14 protein-coding genes are annotated in these 16,293 nt (G+C 69.8%); 7 read left to right on the plus strand and 7 right to left on the minus strand.

The window, feature by feature from the left end; genetic code table 11:
• Nucleotides 1-248: 248 nt before the first annotated feature.
• The 3 genes from PKD89_RS15885 to PKD89_RS15895 all read right to left on the minus strand — a co-directional run bounded on the left by PKD89_RS15885 (nt 249) and on the right by PKD89_RS15895 (nt 6,595).
• The gene (locus PKD89_RS15885; RefSeq protein WP_425591257.1) at nt 249-4,955 is read right to left on the minus strand and encodes a DEAD/DEAH box helicase; all 4,707 of its coding nucleotides are present in this window, start codon (nt 4,953-4,955) and stop codon (nt 249-251) included.
• 13 nt (nt 4,956-4,968) lie between these two features.
• Nucleotides 4,969-5,772, minus strand: coding sequence for a VIT1/CCC1 transporter family protein (locus tag PKD89_RS15890; RefSeq protein WP_287391013.1), 804 nt, complete (start codon nt 5,770-5,772; stop codon nt 4,969-4,971).
• Between the two features lie 64 nt (nt 5,773-5,836).
• On the minus strand, nt 5,837-6,595 hold the full coding sequence (locus PKD89_RS15895; RefSeq protein ID WP_287391011.1) for a TetR/AcrR family transcriptional regulator: 759 nt from the start codon (nt 6,593-6,595) through the stop codon (nt 5,837-5,839).
• Nucleotides 6,596-6,841: 246 nt separating this feature from the next.
• Between PKD89_RS15895 and PKD89_RS15900 the strand changes: the two genes are divergently transcribed.
• Complete coding sequence (locus tag PKD89_RS15900; RefSeq protein WP_349257367.1) at nt 6,842-7,249, plus strand: nitroreductase/quinone reductase family protein; 408 nt, start codon at nt 6,842-6,844, stop codon at nt 7,247-7,249.
• Between the two features lie 123 nt (nt 7,250-7,372).
• Here PKD89_RS15900 and leuA read toward each other — a convergent pair whose 3' ends face one another.
• Nucleotides 7,373-9,052, minus strand: a complete 1,680-nt coding sequence (leuA, locus tag PKD89_RS15905) for a 2-isopropylmalate synthase (RefSeq protein ID WP_287375578.1) — start codon at nt 9,050-9,052, stop codon at nt 7,373-7,375.
• A gap of 304 nt (nt 9,053-9,356) precedes the next feature.
• Between leuA and PKD89_RS15910 the strand changes: the two genes are divergently transcribed.
• Nucleotides 9,357-9,836 carry a MauE/DoxX family redox-associated membrane protein gene (locus PKD89_RS15910; protein WP_287391007.1) on the plus strand — a complete coding sequence of 160 codons (480 nt, stop codon included), beginning with the start codon at nt 9,357-9,359 and terminating at the stop codon, nt 9,834-9,836.
• A 135-nt stretch (nt 9,837-9,971) separates the two neighbouring features.
• Here the strand turns inward: PKD89_RS15910 and PKD89_RS15915 are convergent, their stop codons facing one another.
• The gene (locus PKD89_RS15915; RefSeq protein WP_287375574.1) at nt 9,972-10,826 is read right to left on the minus strand and encodes an SDR family oxidoreductase; all 855 of its coding nucleotides are present in this window, start codon (nt 10,824-10,826) and stop codon (nt 9,972-9,974) included.
• Nucleotides 10,827-11,092: 266 nt separating this feature from the next.
• Here PKD89_RS15915 and PKD89_RS15920 point away from each other — a divergent pair, with 266 nt between their 5' ends.
• Together PKD89_RS15920 and PKD89_RS15925 are read left to right on the plus strand one after the other, a co-directional pair.
• Nucleotides 11,093-12,520, plus strand: a complete 1,428-nt coding sequence (locus PKD89_RS15920; RefSeq protein ID WP_289011213.1) for a hypothetical protein — start codon at nt 11,093-11,095, stop codon at nt 12,518-12,520.
• A 74-nt stretch (nt 12,521-12,594) separates the two neighbouring features.
• Nucleotides 12,595-13,215, plus strand: coding sequence for a hypothetical protein (locus PKD89_RS15925; protein ID WP_289011212.1), 621 nt, complete (start codon nt 12,595-12,597; stop codon nt 13,213-13,215).
• Here the strand turns inward: PKD89_RS15925 and dut are convergent.
• Nucleotides 13,200-13,628 (minus strand): dUTP diphosphatase, encoded by a 429-nt coding sequence (gene dut, locus PKD89_RS15930; protein WP_349257369.1) that lies wholly within the window; start codon nt 13,626-13,628, stop codon nt 13,200-13,202. The two genes, PKD89_RS15925 and dut, sit on opposite strands and share 16 nt — an antisense overlap.
• Before the next feature lie 131 nt (nt 13,629-13,759).
• On the opposite strand from dut, the gene orn reads away from it, so the two are divergent.
• Nucleotides 13,760-14,308, plus strand: a complete 549-nt coding sequence (gene orn, locus PKD89_RS15935; RefSeq protein WP_287391002.1) for an oligoribonuclease — start codon at nt 13,760-13,762, stop codon at nt 14,306-14,308.
• Between the two features lie 56 nt (nt 14,309-14,364).
• Here orn and PKD89_RS15940 read toward each other — a convergent pair whose 3' ends face one another.
• On the minus strand, nt 14,365-15,147 hold the full coding sequence (locus PKD89_RS15940) for an acyl-ACP thioesterase domain-containing protein (protein WP_287391000.1): 783 nt from the start codon (nt 15,145-15,147) through the stop codon (nt 14,365-14,367).
• 329 nt (nt 15,148-15,476) lie between these two features.
• Here PKD89_RS15940 and PKD89_RS15945 point away from each other — a divergent pair, with 329 nt between their 5' ends.
• Nucleotides 15,477-15,656, plus strand: a complete 180-nt coding sequence (locus tag PKD89_RS15945; protein ID WP_287375561.1) for a hypothetical protein — start codon at nt 15,477-15,479, stop codon at nt 15,654-15,656.
• A gap of 165 nt (nt 15,657-15,821) precedes the next feature.
• On the plus strand, nt 15,822-16,196 hold the full coding sequence (locus PKD89_RS15950; RefSeq protein ID WP_287390996.1) for a WhiB family transcriptional regulator: 375 nt from the start codon (nt 15,822-15,824) through the stop codon (nt 16,194-16,196).
• Nucleotides 16,197-16,293: the final 97 nt, after the last annotated feature.

Consider the following 16,293-nt stretch of genomic DNA (forward strand, 5'->3'; position numbering starts at 1 on the left):
CAAGTGGTCCCATGCAGCTGGCGCAGCCCTGGTCCCTATCAACTGGCGCATGACACGTCGCGGCGCTACTGGGATTGCACGACCACGCCTGGCCCAGCTCACTCTGGGCGAAATTCACAGTTCCCTCGCAGGTTTCACACTGCTGCCACGAAGCTCGCCATCTTCATGCTCGGGAGCACTTGAGCATCAGAAAGCGACTGCGACCCTCGTATCTCTGGAGCCCGACAGCCTAAGGGTCGATTCCATGCTCAGCGGAGGGTAAGGCCCCGGTAGCCGGTCTGGAAGCCGGCCGCTTTGAAGCTGGGTGCCAGCGAATGGGAGGACGACGGCTCGCCGTCGATCGTCGTCAGCTCCATCTTGGACACCCGGCCGTCCTCGACCAGCTGCGCCATCGCAGGCACCCACAGCTCAGTGCGGGCGGTCGCTCCTCCACGGCTGTCGCCGATGTTGCTGGTGTCGTTGCCGTCGTCGCCGCTGAAGGTGATCAGGCTGCGCTGGCCGCGGTCGAGGTAGGCAGCGGGGATGCCGTCGATGAGCACGACGTGGGCACCAACCGTACGCGTGGGGTTGCCGGAGGACGCGGGCCAGGCCAGAGCGGCGCCGTAGGGCTGGGCGGTGTCGACCGCCGCCAGAGTGCGTACCTGGGGCTCGGCGGGCGCTGACTCCCGTTCGGTTCGCAGCCGCTCGGCAGCGCCCTCGTGGGCAAACTGGGCGGCGCCCAACCCGGCGACGAAGTACCCCCGGCGCACCTCGCCCCGCTCCTCCAACAACTTGAGCACCGGGTACACCCCGGCGAAGCCGCCCTCGGCCCCCTCGGCCAGCGCCATCTCCCGGGTGAGCACGCCGTAACGGTCGAGCAGGCTCATCGCCCGCGCGGTGCGCACCTCCACCGAGGCTGAGCCAGGACCGGACCCGGACGGCGCTGCGGCGCCACCGGTGAGCCCGGCGACCAGCGACCAACGGCCGGCCGCAGCGGGCGGGCCCAGCCTGGAAACACGCGCCCCCCGGGGGGGGCCAGCGCCCCGCCGGCCTGCGCGACCGCCACGTCCCCGGCCGCCACCGCCCGACGACAGGCGACGGCGCGGCCCGGCCACCACGCGTGAGCGCACCGGGGCCAGCGAGTCGTTGGTGACCACACCCGCCCACACCAGGTCCCACAGCGCCTCGAGCACGGTCGGATCGTCGTAGGGGAGCTCGGCGGCGGCTACGGCGGCCTGAAGATCGCCCCAGAAGGAGGCACCGGATGCAGCCAAACGCTCGGTGATCGCCCGGTGGTGCGGCTCGTCGGGCGACTCGATCGGCTCGGGCAGCAACAGCGCCGCCCGGTCTCGAAAAGCCAGCCGGATGCGACCGTCGCTGGCCCCCAGCGACCCGGCGCCGGCCCACACCACCTCGCCAGACGTGCACAGCTCATCGAGCATCGCCGGCGAGTAGTCGCGCACCCGCACGCCCAGCAGGTCGACGTCGAGGATCGACACGGCCAGTGCGGCGCCCTCCAGCGTCTCGACGGCATCGGCCACCGCGTCTACGCCGGTGCGGCGGCTGCCGACGTGCTGCCAGGAGGGCAGGAACCGGGCCAGGGCGTCGCCATCAACCGGCTCCACCTCGCGCCGCAGGGCGGCCAGGCTGCGGCGCCGCAGTTGGCGCAGGACGTCGGCATCCACCCACTCGCTGCCGGCGCCCCCCGGGCGGAACTCGCCCGAGCTGACCACCCCGTCGGAGGCCAACCCCTCCAGCGTCACCCGCACCACATCGAGCGGAAAGCCGAACCAGGCGGCCAGCTCGGTGGCGGTGAACGGGCCGTGGGTGCGGGCGTAGCGACCGACCAGGTCTCGAACCGGGGTGGGACCGGCGTCGGTGAACTCGGTGGGGAGCCCAAGGGAGACAGGCACGCCGAGTGCGTCGCGGAGCCGCCCGGCGTCCTCGGCCGCCGCCAGCCTGGCCTCGCCGGCGATCGACACGTCGTAGGCGCGTCGTGCGGTGACCAGCTGCTCGATCCAGGCGCCCACCGTCGCCGCATCGGCCTCGCTACGAACCTCGATATCGCTGGCCGCCAGCGGCCCGATGGAGCGCAGCAGGTCGTGGGCCTCGTCGGCGTCCCGGGCCCGGCGGCCGTCCGCCAGGCGCTGGCGTTCCAGCTCCACCTGGGCGACGACGTCGGCGTCGAGCAACGAGCGCAGCTCCTCGGAGCCGAGCAGGTCGGCGAGCAGGTCACGGTCGAGGGCCAACGCCGCGGCCCGACGTTCGGCCAGCGGGGCGTCGCCTTCGTACAGGTACACCGCCACCCAGCCGAACACCAGCGACTGGGCGAAGGGCGAGGCGGTGTCGGTATCGACGGCCACCAGCCGGGTGCGGCGCTGGGCCAGATCGCCGAGCAGGGTGCGAAGTGCCGGCAGGTCGAAGTGGTCCTCCAGCAGCTCCCGGGTGGCCTCCAACAGGATGGGGAACTGCGGATACTTGGCGGCGACGCCCAGCAGGTCGGCCGCCCGCTGGCGCTGCTGCCACAGCGGGGTGCGCTGGTCGGGGCGGCGCTTGGGCAACAGCAACGACCGGGCGGCCGACTCCCGAAACGCCGAGGCGAACGCCGCCGTCGACGGCAGAGCCGCCACGACGAGCGCCTCGGCCTCGTCCGGGTCGATCATCAGCTCCTCGAGCGGCAGCTCCTCGACCGCCTCGGGCAGGCGGATGACGATGCCGTCGTCGGCCCACATCACCTCGACTGCGCCCTCGCCCAGCTCCTCGTCCCAGCGGTCGGCCAGGCGCTGGCGCAGCGCCACCGCCCAGGGGGCGTGCACCCGGCCGCCGAACGGCGACAGCACGCAGATGCGCCAGTCACCGATCTCGTCGCGAAACCGTTCGACGACGATCGTGTGGTCGTCGGGGACGACCGAGGTGGCCTCGGCCTGATCGTCGAGGTAGCCGAGCAGGTTGTCGGTGGCCCACTCGTCCAGCCCTGCCGCCCGCAGGCGGGCGGTGCCCTCACTGCGCTTGGCGGAGCGCACCTCGCGTACAAACGCTCCAACCGCACGGCCCAGTTCCACGGGGCGGCCGGGCCCGTCGCCGTGCCAGAACGGCATCTTGCCCGGCACACCGGGCGCCGGGGTGACCACCACCTTCTGGAAGGTGATGTCCTCGATGCGCCAGGTGGTGGCGCCCAGCAGGAAGGTCTCCCCCACCCGGCTCTCGTAGACCATCTCCTCGTCGAGCTCGCCCACCCGGGTTCCGTCGGGCAGAACCACCGCATAGAGCCCCCGGTCGGGGATGGTGCCGCCCGACGTGACCGCAATGCGTTGGGTCCCGCGCCGGGCCCGGACGACATCGTCGGTACGATCCCACACAACCCGGGGCGACAGGCCGCCGAACTCCTCGGCCGGATAGCGGCCCGACACCAGGTCCAACGTGTTGCGAAACTGGGCCTCGGACAGCTCGGCGAAGTTGGCACACGCTCTGGCCATGCCGTACAGCTCGTCGACGGTGGCGTCGTCCAACGCCACCGTGGCCACCAGCTGCTGGGCCAATACGTCGAGCGGGTTGCGCACAATTTTGGTGTGCTCGATCTCGCCAGAGTGCATGCGCTCGGCCACCACCGCCGTCTCGAGCAGGTCGGCCCGGTGACGGGGGAAGATGCGCCCACGCGAGGGCACGCCCACCTGGTGCCCGGCCCTGCCAATGCGCTGCAACCCGGCGGCAACCGAGCCGGGGGAGGCCACCTGGATCACCAGGTCGACCGCGCCCATGTCGATGCCCAGCTCCAGGCTGGAGGTGGCGACCAGGCCTGCGAGCTCACCCCGCTTCAGCTCGTCCTCGATCAGCAGCCGTCGCTCGCGCGACAGCGACCCGTGATGGGCCTTCACCAGCTCGATCCCGTCCGGGTTGGACGTACCGATCGATTCGGCGCCGGCGGCGACCACGTCGGAGCGGCCCGTCGCCGTCGCAGCCTCCGCCTGGAGGTTGGCCTCGTCGTGGAGTTCGTTGAGTCGGCTGGCCAGACGCTCGGACATGCGCCGGGCATTGACGAAGATCAGCGTCGAGCGATGTTGCTCCACCAGCTCGAGCAGGGCCGGATGCATCGAGGGCCAGATGCTGCGCCGCTGCGGCCCGGCGGCGGCCGCACCCGCCTGGGGTTCCTCGACGATCGTGCCGAGCGACGCCATGTCCTCGATCGGCACCCGCACCTCCAGGTCGAGTTCCTTGGTGATACCGGCGTCGACGATGCGCACCGGGCGCGGCTTGGAGGCCGCCCCATTCACCTCCCGACCCCCGAGAAACCCGGCCACGGTTTCGAGGGGCCGCTGCGTCGCGGACAATCCGATGCGCTGCGGGGCCGGGTGGTCGTGGCCGGTCACCCACGCGGTGAGACGCTCCAGGCTGAACGCCATGTGGGCGCCCCGCTTGGTCGGCGCCAGCGCGTGAATCTCGTCGACGATCACCGTCTGCACACCGGAGAGTCCCTCCCGGGCGGCCGACGTCAGCAGCAGGTAGAGCGACTCGGGGGTGGTGACCAGGATGTCGGGCGGGTGGCGGGCCATCTTGCGCCGGTCCTCCTGCGAGGTGTCGCCGGTGCGCAACCCCACCGAAGGCGCGGTGAACGACCCGCCCAACCGTTGCGCCGCCAGCTCGATGCCCCGGATCGGGCTGCGCAGGTTCTTCTCGATGTCGACCGCCAACGCCCGCAGCGGCGACAGGTACACCACCCGGGTGCCAACTCCGTCCGGCCGGGGATCGGTACCCAGCCGGTCGATCGCCCACAGGAATGCCGCCAGCGTCTTGCCCGACCCGGTCGGGGCGCACAACAGGGTGTGCTCGCCGGCCGCGATCGGCGGCCACGCCAAGGCCTGGGCGGGGGTCGCCTCGGGAAAGGCCGCGCCAAACCAGGTCCGCACCGGCTCGGAAAATGCCGCCCCGGCATCCTCCAGTTGGGCCTTCGCCGCTCGGTCGGCGCGTGCACCGCCCACTTCGGCGGCGGCCTTAGACGTTGGCACCCACCACCGAACCGATGCCGTAGGTAATGACGCACGAGAAGGCGGTAATCAACACCTGCCGCGCCCCGGAGAGCACCACCGACCGTTCGGTGAACCGGGCCAGCAGACCTCCGACCACGGCCGACAGGATGGTGGCGGCGACCACCGATGCCACGATGGCGCCGGTGCCCGAGCCGATGATCCACGGCACCAGCGGCACGATGGCGCCCACCGTGAACGCCACGAACGACGACCCGGCCGCCTGCCATGGCGAGCCGATCGACTCGGCGTGCAGGCCCAGTTCCTCCATGGCATGGACCTCGAGGGCCAGCTCGGGGTCGGCCATCACCTGGGTGGTCATGCGTTCGGCGGTCTGACGGTCGACACCGCGGGACCGATACAGCCTGACCAGCTCGCGATGTTCGCTCTCCGGATGATTCTTGATCGCCTCAGCCTCGACGCTCAGCTCACGCTCGATCAGTTCCTTTTGCGCCTGCATCGACACGTACTCGCCGGCGGCCATCGACACCGCTCCGGCGATCAACCCGGCCAGGCCGGCGACCAGCACCGTGTTGGCCGGTGGGTTGGCGCCCGCAACGCCAAGGATGAGCGCAGTGTTGGACACGAGCCCGTCGGAGATACCGAACACCGCAGCCCTGGCGGCGCCCCCGGAGACGTCTCGGTGATGGTGCACCTGCCAGTTCGCGCCGGAACGACCCGAGGAGTGGGTGCGGTCCTTGGCGTGGGCGTGGTCGTCGTCGGGGCTGGACTGGGTTGGCGCCGATTCGCCGATGTCTGGCTGTGCAGGCATGCGTGCTCCGAAGGTAGGTCCTGCCGTGGTTAGCCCGCAGGATACCCAGCCCGTTCGGCGCTGGTCAGTCCCGGCCGTCGCCGGACGCCGACGGTCCAGCCAGGCGGCACCCCGCCTCCCGCATCTGCACGTCGAAGAACTCCTCCGGATCGGCGACCACGTTCTGGAACTGGCCGAACAGCTCGAAGCTGAGGTGGCCGAACAGCTGGGTCCAGACCCCGGTCGCCGCCCTCAGCTGCCCATCGCTCAGCTCCGCCCCGTCCGGGTGTGCGGCCGACGAGCGGCCGATGGCGTCCTGGGACAGCGATCGGATGACATCAAGGGCCTCCGCCGTGGCCGGCGGTGCGTCGAACCGATGCTGGAGAAGCTCACCGTCCGCAGCCGCATCGGTCAGCACCGACAGCCATGTCGACGTGAGGCGCCGGGCCGGCTTGGCGGTCTCCGGGGGTGCCACGTAGCCGGGCACGGGGCTGCCGTAGATCAGTGCGTACTCATGTCGGTGCTTCAGCGCCCACGACCTGATCGCTCGAGCAAGGCTGACCCACCGCTCGACGAACGGCTTTCCCGCCGATTCGACGGTGGCACGTTCTGCCGCCGAAGCGAGATCGCCGTAGGCGTCGGAGATCAGCGCTGTCAGCAGGTCGTCGCGGCTCGGGAAGTACCGGTACAGCGCCGAGGAGGCCACGCCCAGCTGTCGGGCGACCGCCCGGAGCGACAGCGAGTCGGCCCCGTCCGTGCGCAGCTGCGACCTGGCGGCCGCTTTGATCTCGCCGACGAACTCGGCGCGGGCCCGGGCGCGTACCCCGGTGGGCTTGGGCTCCATCGATACATGATGACCGACGAGCGAGAACACTGCCAACAAACAAGAGCAGTGCTCTTGCTTTTATCGGGACGAGAGTTCACGATGGACGAACCGAGAGCGGTGCTCTCGGGTTACTGGCAGGAGCGATCCATGAACTCGATCACCGCCCACCCGACAGCCTCGGACTCGCCAACACCCGAACGGCCAGCTGCCGCCGGGCTACCCCGAACGCACTACGCCGCGCCGGGATGGCTCAGCCGCAACCTGATGAACCGGCTCGTACGGCGCCTGACCCGGGTCGGCATCTCGGTGTGGGGTGCCCGCGAGCTGCGGGTTCGGGGTCGCAGCAGCGGCGAGTGGCGCTCCGCGCCGGTCAACCCGTTGAAGATCGGTCAAGAGCGCTACCTGGTGGCGCCGCGGGGCGAGACCCAGTGGGTCCGCAACCTGCGGGTCACCGGTGGAGGGGAACTGCGGGTCGGCCGGTCCATCGAAGCGTTCACCGCCAGCGAGGTGGCCGACGCCGACAAGGAGCCGATCCTGCGCGCCTACCTGAAGCGCTGGGCGTTCGAGGTGGGGGCGTTCTTCGACGGGGTCGACGGCGACGCTTCGGCGGCGGAACTGGCGCGTATCGCTCCGAACCACCCCGTGTTCCACCTCTCGCACGGCACACAGTAAAGCCACCCATGCATGAGCTGGGTGGCTTTACTCCCGAGGGGGTGCAGTAAAGCCACCCAGTGCGACCGTGGGTGGCTTTGGCGCGGGCCAACGGTTACCGGAGCGGGCCCCCCACCTCAGCACCTATCGGAGCTGACGCTCCAGGGCACCGAGGACGGCCTTGAAGGACGCTGTGGTGATGTTGGGGTCCAACCCGATGCCCCAGCGGGGCCGGCCGGAGTGGCCGATGCTCTCCACATACGCGGCAGCGGTGGCATCCGAACCGGCGCCGATGGCGTGCTCCTCGTAATCGACAACGTCCAGGTCGACGTCGAACTCGGAGCGCAGGCCCAGCACCAGGGCGCCGATGGGACCGGACCCCTCCCCCACCACGGTGTGATGCGATCCGTTGCGACGCACCTGGGCGGTCACCTTGGTCAGGCCCTCCTTGGTGTGCAACTCGTGGCCGACCAGCTCGAATTCGGGTGATTCGGGCAGGTACTCGTGCCGGAATGCCGCCCACATCGTCGCCGGGTCGATCTCGGTACCCGAATCCTCGGTGATGTTCTGGATCGTTTTGGAGAACTCCACCTGCATGCGCCGCGGCAGGTCGAGGCCGCGCTCCTCGGACATGACATAGGCCACCCCGCCCTTGCCGCTCTGACTGTTGACCCGGATGACCGCCTCGTAGGTGCGCCCCACGTGGTGGGGGTCGATCGGCAGGTAGGGCACGGCCCATGTGTCGTAGTCGTCGGGCAGAGCTGCAAAGCCTTTCTTGATCGCATCCTGGTGGCTGCCGGAGAACGACGTGTAGACGAGGTCACCCGCATAGGGGTGGCGCGGGTGCACCTCCAACCGGTTGGCGTACTCGGCGGTGCGGCGCAGGCGGTCGATATCGGTGATGTCGAGCTGTGGGTCCACGCCGGTGGCGAACAGGTTCATGGCGACGTTGACCAGGTCGAGGTTGCCGGTGCGCTCGCCGTTGCCGAACAGCGTGCCCTCCAGCCGATCGGCCCCGGCCATCAGCCCAAACTCGGCAGCGGCCACGCCGGTGCCCCGGTCGTTGTGGGGGTGCAGCGAGATGACGACCGAGTCCCGCCGGGAGATCGTGCGTCCGAACCACTCGATGAAGTCGCCGTAGACGTTGGCGGTGAAACACTCGACCGTGGCCGGCAGGTTCAACACGATCGGCCGATCGGGGGTGGGCTCGATCACGTCCATGACCGCTTCGCAGATCTCGATCGCAAAGTCGGGCTCGGTCAGCGTGAAGCTTTCGGGCGAGTACTCGTAGCGAACTTCGGTGCCGGGGATGCGATCTTCCAGCTTGCGGGCCAGGCGCGCAGCGGTCGTGGCGATGTCGACGATGCCGTCGCGATCCAACCCGAACACCACCTCCCGCTGCAACGGGTTGGTCGAGTTGTAGAAGTGAACGATGGCCCGGGGGGCGCCCTCCAGGCACTCGTAGGTGCGCTCGAGCAGGTCGGCGCGGCTCTGTACCAGCACCTGGATGATGACGTCGTCGGGGATCAGGTCCTCTTCGATCAACTGGCGCACGAAGTCGTAGTCGGGCTGGGAGGCCGACGGGAACCCCACCTCGATCTCCTTGAAGCCCATGGCGACCAGCTCGTTGAACATCGCCAGCTTGCGGGCGGGGTCCATCGGGTCGATCAGCGCCTGGTTGCCGTCGCGCAGGTCGACCGAGCACCAGGTCGGGGCTCGGTCGATCCGCTGGTCGGGCCATGTGCGGTCGGTGAGCTGTACCGGGATCCACGGCTCGTACTTCTCGAAGTGCATCTTCTTTGGGGTCACGTTTGCTGGTGGCATGGCTGAGTTCCTTGTTGCGGGTCCGATTGCATGGGTGCGGTTGGTCGTACTGGTGAAAGCGGCGGGCCGGCTGGTTGTCGGGAAAAACAACAAACCCCCCGGCCTGGAGGGCGGGGGGTGCGGGCGGGCGCGCTCTTGGTAAGTCCCGCCTTAGCTAAGAAGCAGTCCGGTACAAGTGGTCACGTCGCACAGTTTAGACACGTCAGCCGCCCGATGGAACCTCAACCGGTGAATCAGGTGAGAGCGGGACGGGTTGCCACCCTTGGCTCGGTGACTCGGCAGTGGGTCGGTAACCTCCGACCACATGGCGGCGTTGGACCTACTCCCCTACCTGGCCGCCGGGCTGTTGCTCGTCGCCGGGGCGTCCAAAGTGCGCCACCCCGACACGATGGCCGACGTCCTGGCCGTCATCGGCGTGACCAGCCCGCACGCCCCGTTCATCCTCGGCCTGATCGAGATCGTGGTCGGTGCCGCGGCGATGGTGTTCGGCGGGTTCGTGCTGTGGGGGTTGGTCACCGCCCTCTACCTGGCGTTCGCTGCGCTCCTCGCACTGCTCACCCGCAACGATGCCGAGGTCAGCTGCGGATGCTTCGGTCAACGCTCGACGCCGGTGGGCCGACGACAGGTGCTGGCCGACCTTGGGACCGCCGGCCTGGCGGCGATCGGCGTGGTGATCAGCACGCCCGGGTTGTTCGGCGCCGACCGCAGCCCAGCGATCACCGCCCTCCTCATCGTCGGCATCGCAGTAGGAGTCGCGGCACTTCGTCGTGCCCACACCGGCTGATTCCAGCCCTCAGGAGGAGAGCCACCACGGCCGAATTCCTGTTCCCACCAGAGGGGTTGGGGTGTGGGTGGTGCCGCCAGGGCGCATAGCGAAGCGGTGCCATGGCGGTATCGCCCACACCCCAACCCCGGTCGCTCACTCAGGCGCAGGAACCCGGCCGTGGGCGGCATCGCCGTACAACCCTTCGGCCCACTCCAGATAGTCGGGCCCATCGCGCAGGTGATGCCCGCCGTCGGCGCCCACCGTCTCACCGGTGATGAAGCCGGACTCGGGCCCACACAGAAACCGGATGAGCGGTGCCACGTCGCCGACCTCGCCGAAGCGGCCCAGCGGCGTGTTGTTCAGGTAGCTCTGCCCCACCGAGGACTCCTCCTCGATCATCGCCACCAGGTCGGTGCGGATGATGCCCGGGTTGACGGCGTTGACCCGCACGCCCGCACGGCCCAGCTCGTCGGCGGTGACCTTCACCAGCATGTCCACCCCGGCCTTGGCCACCGAGTAGGGCGCCATGAACCGGTGGGTCAGTCGGCTGGCCACCGACGACACCGCCACCATCGACCCGCCGCCGTTGCGCACGATCGCCGCACCAGCCTCACGAAAAACGAGAAACACCCCGGTGAGCGTGACGCCGAGGATGCGGTTCCACTCCTCGGTGGAGGTGGCCACCACCGGCCCCATCGTCCCGTCGCCCGCTGAGGCGACGACGATCCTGAGCGTTTGGTCGGCGTCGGCCAGCGCGACCGCTGCGGCGACGTCGGCATCGGCGGTGACATCGCCGGCGGACGTGCGCACCCGAACGCCTTCGGGCGCCTGTTGGCGCAGCTGCTCGGCGGCGGCTTCGAGCTTGTCGGCGGTGCGGCCCATCAGCGTGACGTCGGCGCCGTCGGCCACCAGCGCAGCTGCGGCGGCCAACCCGATGCCGCTGCCCCCTCCGGTGACGAGGGCCGAGCGCCCTTGAAGCGTCGGTCGGTCGGCCGAGCGTTGGACCATCTCAAATCCCCTTGGTGTCATGCGAGACCCCCTCGGTATCGGGTCGGATCGCCTCGCTTCCCTTCCGGGAAACCTACTCAAGAGACATTCAAACTTGATTCATAACCATGTCGAGGGCGACGGGTGAAGGGTCTCATCGACGGTGGAGGCGGGCTCTCACCACATCCGTTCGCGGCCCGCTGACGGTCATGCACCCCACTTCGACGGCGGTAGCTTTGCCTGGTGAGTCACCCTGTCCCGGTCGCCGAACGGTCTTCGGATCGAACATGAGCCTGCTCCCCAGCGGCTTGACCCAGGTGACCTCGCGCCGCGTCGCCGAACGGCCCGAGCCGACCGGTTGGCTCGATCGCACCGTCGACGGAATCATGCGTCGAAGCAGCTCGCTGCCCGGCCCTCCAGCGACGAGGGCCTGGGCGTCGCTCAAGCTGTTTGCCGTCATTTTCGCGTCGCCGTTGCTGGGCCCAGGGCTATTCGCCACATTGCCGCTCGAGACCGCCCGGTGTCGCCGCCGGGCTCGCCGCATGCCGCAGGCGTTGCGCACCGACGACCCCGACGTGGTGGGTGCCAGCGCCCGGTTGGATCCGGCCGGGCGATACCTGGTGACCAGCGACCTGCACCGCTGCATTCCGGGCGGTCGTGACTGGCCCCGCCAGCAGGCGACCGACGACCTCTATCGCGTCGCCCTCGACCACTACGGGGCCGAGGGGTGGGGGCTGATCGAGGCCGGCGACGTCGAGGACTTCTGGATGGTGGGCGGCTCGGCGCTGGGCGTCGCCATCGACGCACTTCGCATGCTCGGTGCGGCGCTGTGGCCGATCGACCGGCGGCTGAGCCATGCCACGGCCCGCAACCAGCTTCAGCGGATCATTGACAACTATGGAGCGACGTACTCGGCGATCGCCGAGAAGTTTGTCGGGCCGGGACGATACTGGCGCCTGAGCGGCAACCATGACGACCCGCTGATCCGCCCGGAGGTCGCCTCGGCTTTGGCCCGCCGTCTTCCCGGGGCCGTCGTTCACGACCTGGTGTCGCTGGGCAATCCCGGCCAGATCCCGGAAGCGGTGATCACCCACGGGCATCTCACCGACCCGTGGAACAGTCCCAACGGGGCTTGGCGCGGCCGGTTCGTCACCTGGCTGGCGAGCGCGCTCGCCGACCTCAGCGGCGACGAGCCCGGCCTGACCGGGGCGGCCGCCCGAACCGCGCTTCTCGCCGGGCGTGCCGGCAATCGGCTGCGATCAATCCGTGGGCCGTTCTCGGTCGACCGCGACCAGTTCACCCTCAACGAGACCGAGCTGCACGAGTCCTTTGCCGGTCACTTCGGCGAGGACGCCGGGCCGTGGCTGGTGCTCGGCCACACCCATGTGCCCGGCGATGGCCCCTGGGACCCGGGGACCAACAGCCGCTACGAGCGCTACGTCAACAGCGGCTCAGGTGTCGCCGAGCGGGTCATAACGGCAGTCGAGTGGGACGGCGGCGCAGCCGAGCGCCGTCCGATCCTGGTGGCGATCGCCCGGATGAGCGACCTCGATCCGGTCGACGCCGGGCCCGAGCAGACCGACCCGGCGCACCGCATTGCCCTTCGGGCGGGCGAGCGCACCGCGATCGGGTCGCTCGATGGCGAGCCGGTCGTCAGGGTTGTGCTGCGAGCGCCGGCCACGGTGCCGCCCCTCAGCGCCGTCTTCGCCGGGTAGCGCTGAGCCGTGGGCCGTTGCGGCGCAGGCCGAACGCACCCGACGCCGTCCCGGACGCGAGCGCGATGCCGGGTGTGAAGCGCCGTGCGTCCGACCGACGGGCGGTGGTGGCCGGCACGATCTCGTCGGCGGCGTTCGCAGGCGGGCACCGCTTCGTCATCGGCTGCTGGGCCACTTCCCCGGTCGGCGATCTGGTCGACGTGATGTGGACCGATCCCGACGATCGACGAACCCTGGTGGTCGGCGACCAGGCCGGCGCGGAGTTCATCGGATCGATCTATGAGTTCGATGAGGTGTCGGTCGAGCCGTTGCAGGTGGTGTCCGATGGGCGCCGCACGACGGTGAGCGCCGCCCGGTTTCGTCTCGACCTGATCGGCGGTCGGCTCAGGCCGGTGCCGCTGTGGCGTCCCCTGGCGGTTACCCGATGGGTGGAGGCCCCGCTGGCACGGGCCCTGATGGGGGTCGAGACCTACGGCACCTCACCGACCGGCGCCCGGGAGTGGTACCAAACCCGCGGTTGGCGGTGGGTGAGTGCCGGGAACGCCCACGTCGACGGGGTCGACCTGGGTGAGCCCCGGCACTTCGAGCGCCCGGTCGGGGTGGGCTTCAGCGAGCCGCCCCGACAACCGTCGATCGTGTCGGTTCGGGTCACGATCGAGCTGCCCTCGGCCGGGACCGCTCAGCGGCCGGAGTGACCAAACCCGCCATCGCCCCGCTCGCTCGATGGCAGCTCGTCGACGCTGAGGAGCGTCACTTGGCTGACCCGCTGGACGACCAGCTGCGCGATGCGGTCGCCGCGGCGAACCTCCACGGCCGTGTCCGGGTCGGTGTTGGCCAGGATCACCTGCAGTTCGCCCCGGTACCCGGCGTCGATCAACCCGGGCGCATTGGTCACCGTCACCCCGGAGCGCAGGGCCAGCCCAGACCGCGGCAACACAAACCCGGCGTGGCCTTCCGGGATGGCGACCGCCAGCCCGGTGGGCACCAGCGCCCGGGCGCCGCCCGGAGCCAGCGTGACGTCCACCCGCGCCCGTAGGTCCAGCCCAGCGTCGCCCGGCTTGGCGTAGCTGGGCAGCTCCAGCCCGGGGTCGAGCTGCTGGACCTCCATCGTGACTCGTCGGTCGTGAGCATTCCCAGAGCCGTCGGGTCGGTCGTTGGGTCGGTCGTCGGTGGGCATCGCCATGTGGCCATCTTGGCCTCCCCAACGCGCCCGGGGCCCAGTCGGCGTACGATCTCGTCGTGCTCATCTGGATGGACCTTGAGATGACGGGGTTGGATCACACCTCCGACGTCATCGTGGAGATCGCCACCCTGGCGACCGACGACGAACTCAACATCGTCGCTGCGGGCCCCGAGCTGGTGATTCACCAGCCCGAGGAGGCCCTGGCCGACATGGACCCGGTGGTGGTCAAGATGCACACCAGCTCGGGGCTGCTCGACGCCATCGCCGCGTCGACGACAACCTTGGAGGAGGCGGGTGCTGCGACGCTGGAGTTCATTAAGGCCCATGCCCCCAAGGCCCGCACCGTGCCGCTGTGCGGCAACACGATCGGCACCGACCGCCGCTTTCTCGCCGCCTATCTCCCCGAGATCGAGGAGTACCTGCACTACCGCTCGGTCGACGTGACCACGATCAAGGAGTTGGCCCGGCGCTGGTATCCGGAGGCACTCGGTGACCTGCCACGTAAGGCGACCAGCCACCGCGCCCTCGACGACATCAAGGAAAGCATCGAGGAGCTGCGCTACTGGCGCTCCAAAGTGTTCCTGCCGGTGACGACGGACGCCTGAGCGGCGCCGCAGCCGATTGGAGCGGTGCCGACCGGAACGGTGACGACGCCTGCCGTTCAGTCCAGCGAGCGCAGCGAAACCGCCGGCGTTTCATCCGGCGCACTGAGCCACACCTGATCGCCGTCCGGAGACAAGGTGAGCTCGGCCGGGCCGTAAAACAGCTGGGCGCGGTACTCGGCCTCGAAGCGCCCGCCCCCGTCGCCAACGCTTGCCGTCGCTCCCGCCTCGGTGTCCTCGAAAGCGGTCCAGATCACCGAGTTGTTGACATGGTCCAGCACGTCGATGTCGCTGCGGCGGATCGGCCACGGCGCTACCGAGGCCTCGCCGGGCGGGGCGGGGTGGTAAAGCCCGATCGGCACCCGTCGCTTTGGTCCGGCCTCAACCAGCTCGGGCGCCAGCCGGGCCGGGCGGGCGCCCGTTTGGTCGAGCGACGCCCACAGGGTGGCCACCCTCACGTCACCACCCTCGCCGCCGGCGAGATCGATGCGCCGCTCGGCCCACACCCGACCGACGGCGGAGCACCAGGTGTCGACGGCGACCGATTCGGCTGCGGTGGGCCAGCGGCGCACCTCCAGGGTGGTGCGACGCACGACCCACACCGCTCCGGGCGCCGGTCGCATGGGGACATCGAGGTCCCACAGGGCAACGTCGCAGAGCCGCAACAACGTATCGAGGCGGGCCCTTCGGTCCGGTGCGCATCCGGCGGGCGGCACCCGCATGGTCGTCGTCGGACGCTCGCCGGCGGGCGGATCGACGATGGCGACCGCTCCCGACCGCTCGGGGCCGACGGCTGCGACGGCTCCCACCATCGCCCCGTGTGCAGTGTCGTCGTTGGCCACACCCGGCACGGTAGCGGTGGCGGGTCACGGCGGAGGAACGGGCCTCAGGGCGCGGTCGTCAGGGCGGCCCACCCACCACGCTGCGGTGAACGCTCGCCCGTCACCCCACGCTGCACCCGACAGAAATCTTGTTAAATACATTGACGCTGCACGCCGCAGGTGGTTTCCTCGTTGACGTTCCAGCACGGTCGCCTCTCGGGCGGCCACCCGAGAGGCCCATCATGTCCGCATCCCCGCTTCACGCAACGACCAGCCGCCTCGACGCGGCGACCGGTTGCGCGCTCGGCGAGATGCCGGTGCAGCCACGGGCAGCTTCGACGCTTTTCCCCGTGAGCAACCGCGTCGTTGGACGTTGTGCCGTTGACAACCCGGTCGTCGGCAACCTCACCGTCGTCGCCAAGCGCAACGTTTGGGTCACGCGCGGCACAGCGTGTGCGCACGCCACCGCCAAGCCGGGCTACGACAACCCGATTGGTGACGGGATCCGAGTGTCGAGAGGTACCGGTTGATGCAACAGCATCGACCAAGAACCTCTTTCGAGGCCGCCGGATCCCATCACGGGAACCGGCGGCTTTTCTGCTTTTCGGCCGAGGTTCACCGATCGACAACCGCCGAGAACCCACCGGCCATCGCCAATCAACACACAGTCACCACGCCGAGAAAGCACCATGATGATGATCACCGAAGTCAGTAGAAGCGAACACAGCGAGCTCTGTACCACCGCCGTCGCGGGCACCCCAGGGTGGGAGTCCCGGGCGGCCTGCTCCGATGCCACCGGCGAGGTGACCAAGCTGTTCTTCTCCGATGAACTGCCCGACATCGCCCTGGCCAAGCGGCTGTGCGCCGGATGCCCGGTGCTCCTCGACTGCCTCGAGGCGGCCGTCGCCCGCAACGAGCAGTTCGGGGTGTGGGGAGGGCAGCTGTTCGTCGGAGGGAAGGTCGTGCACTTCAAGCGGGCGCGCGGCCGCCCACCCAAGAACCCTCGGCCGGAGGAGCACCTGCCCAAGGTGCCGATCCCCGAGCACCTCCGGGAGCGGCTCAGCGCCTGAGCCGTTTCGGGCCGCCTCACCCCAGGTCGGCGCTACGTCCAACCCGGCGTCGCCGCCGGTGTGAGGGGCGAAGGGGTCGGGGTCGTTGGGGGCGGTA

Origin of the sequence: Candidatus Neomicrothrix sp., from assembly GCF_035329545.1 — a bacterium.
Classification (GTDB): domain Bacteria; phylum Actinomycetota; class Acidimicrobiia; order Acidimicrobiales; family Microtrichaceae; genus Microthrix; species Microthrix subdominans.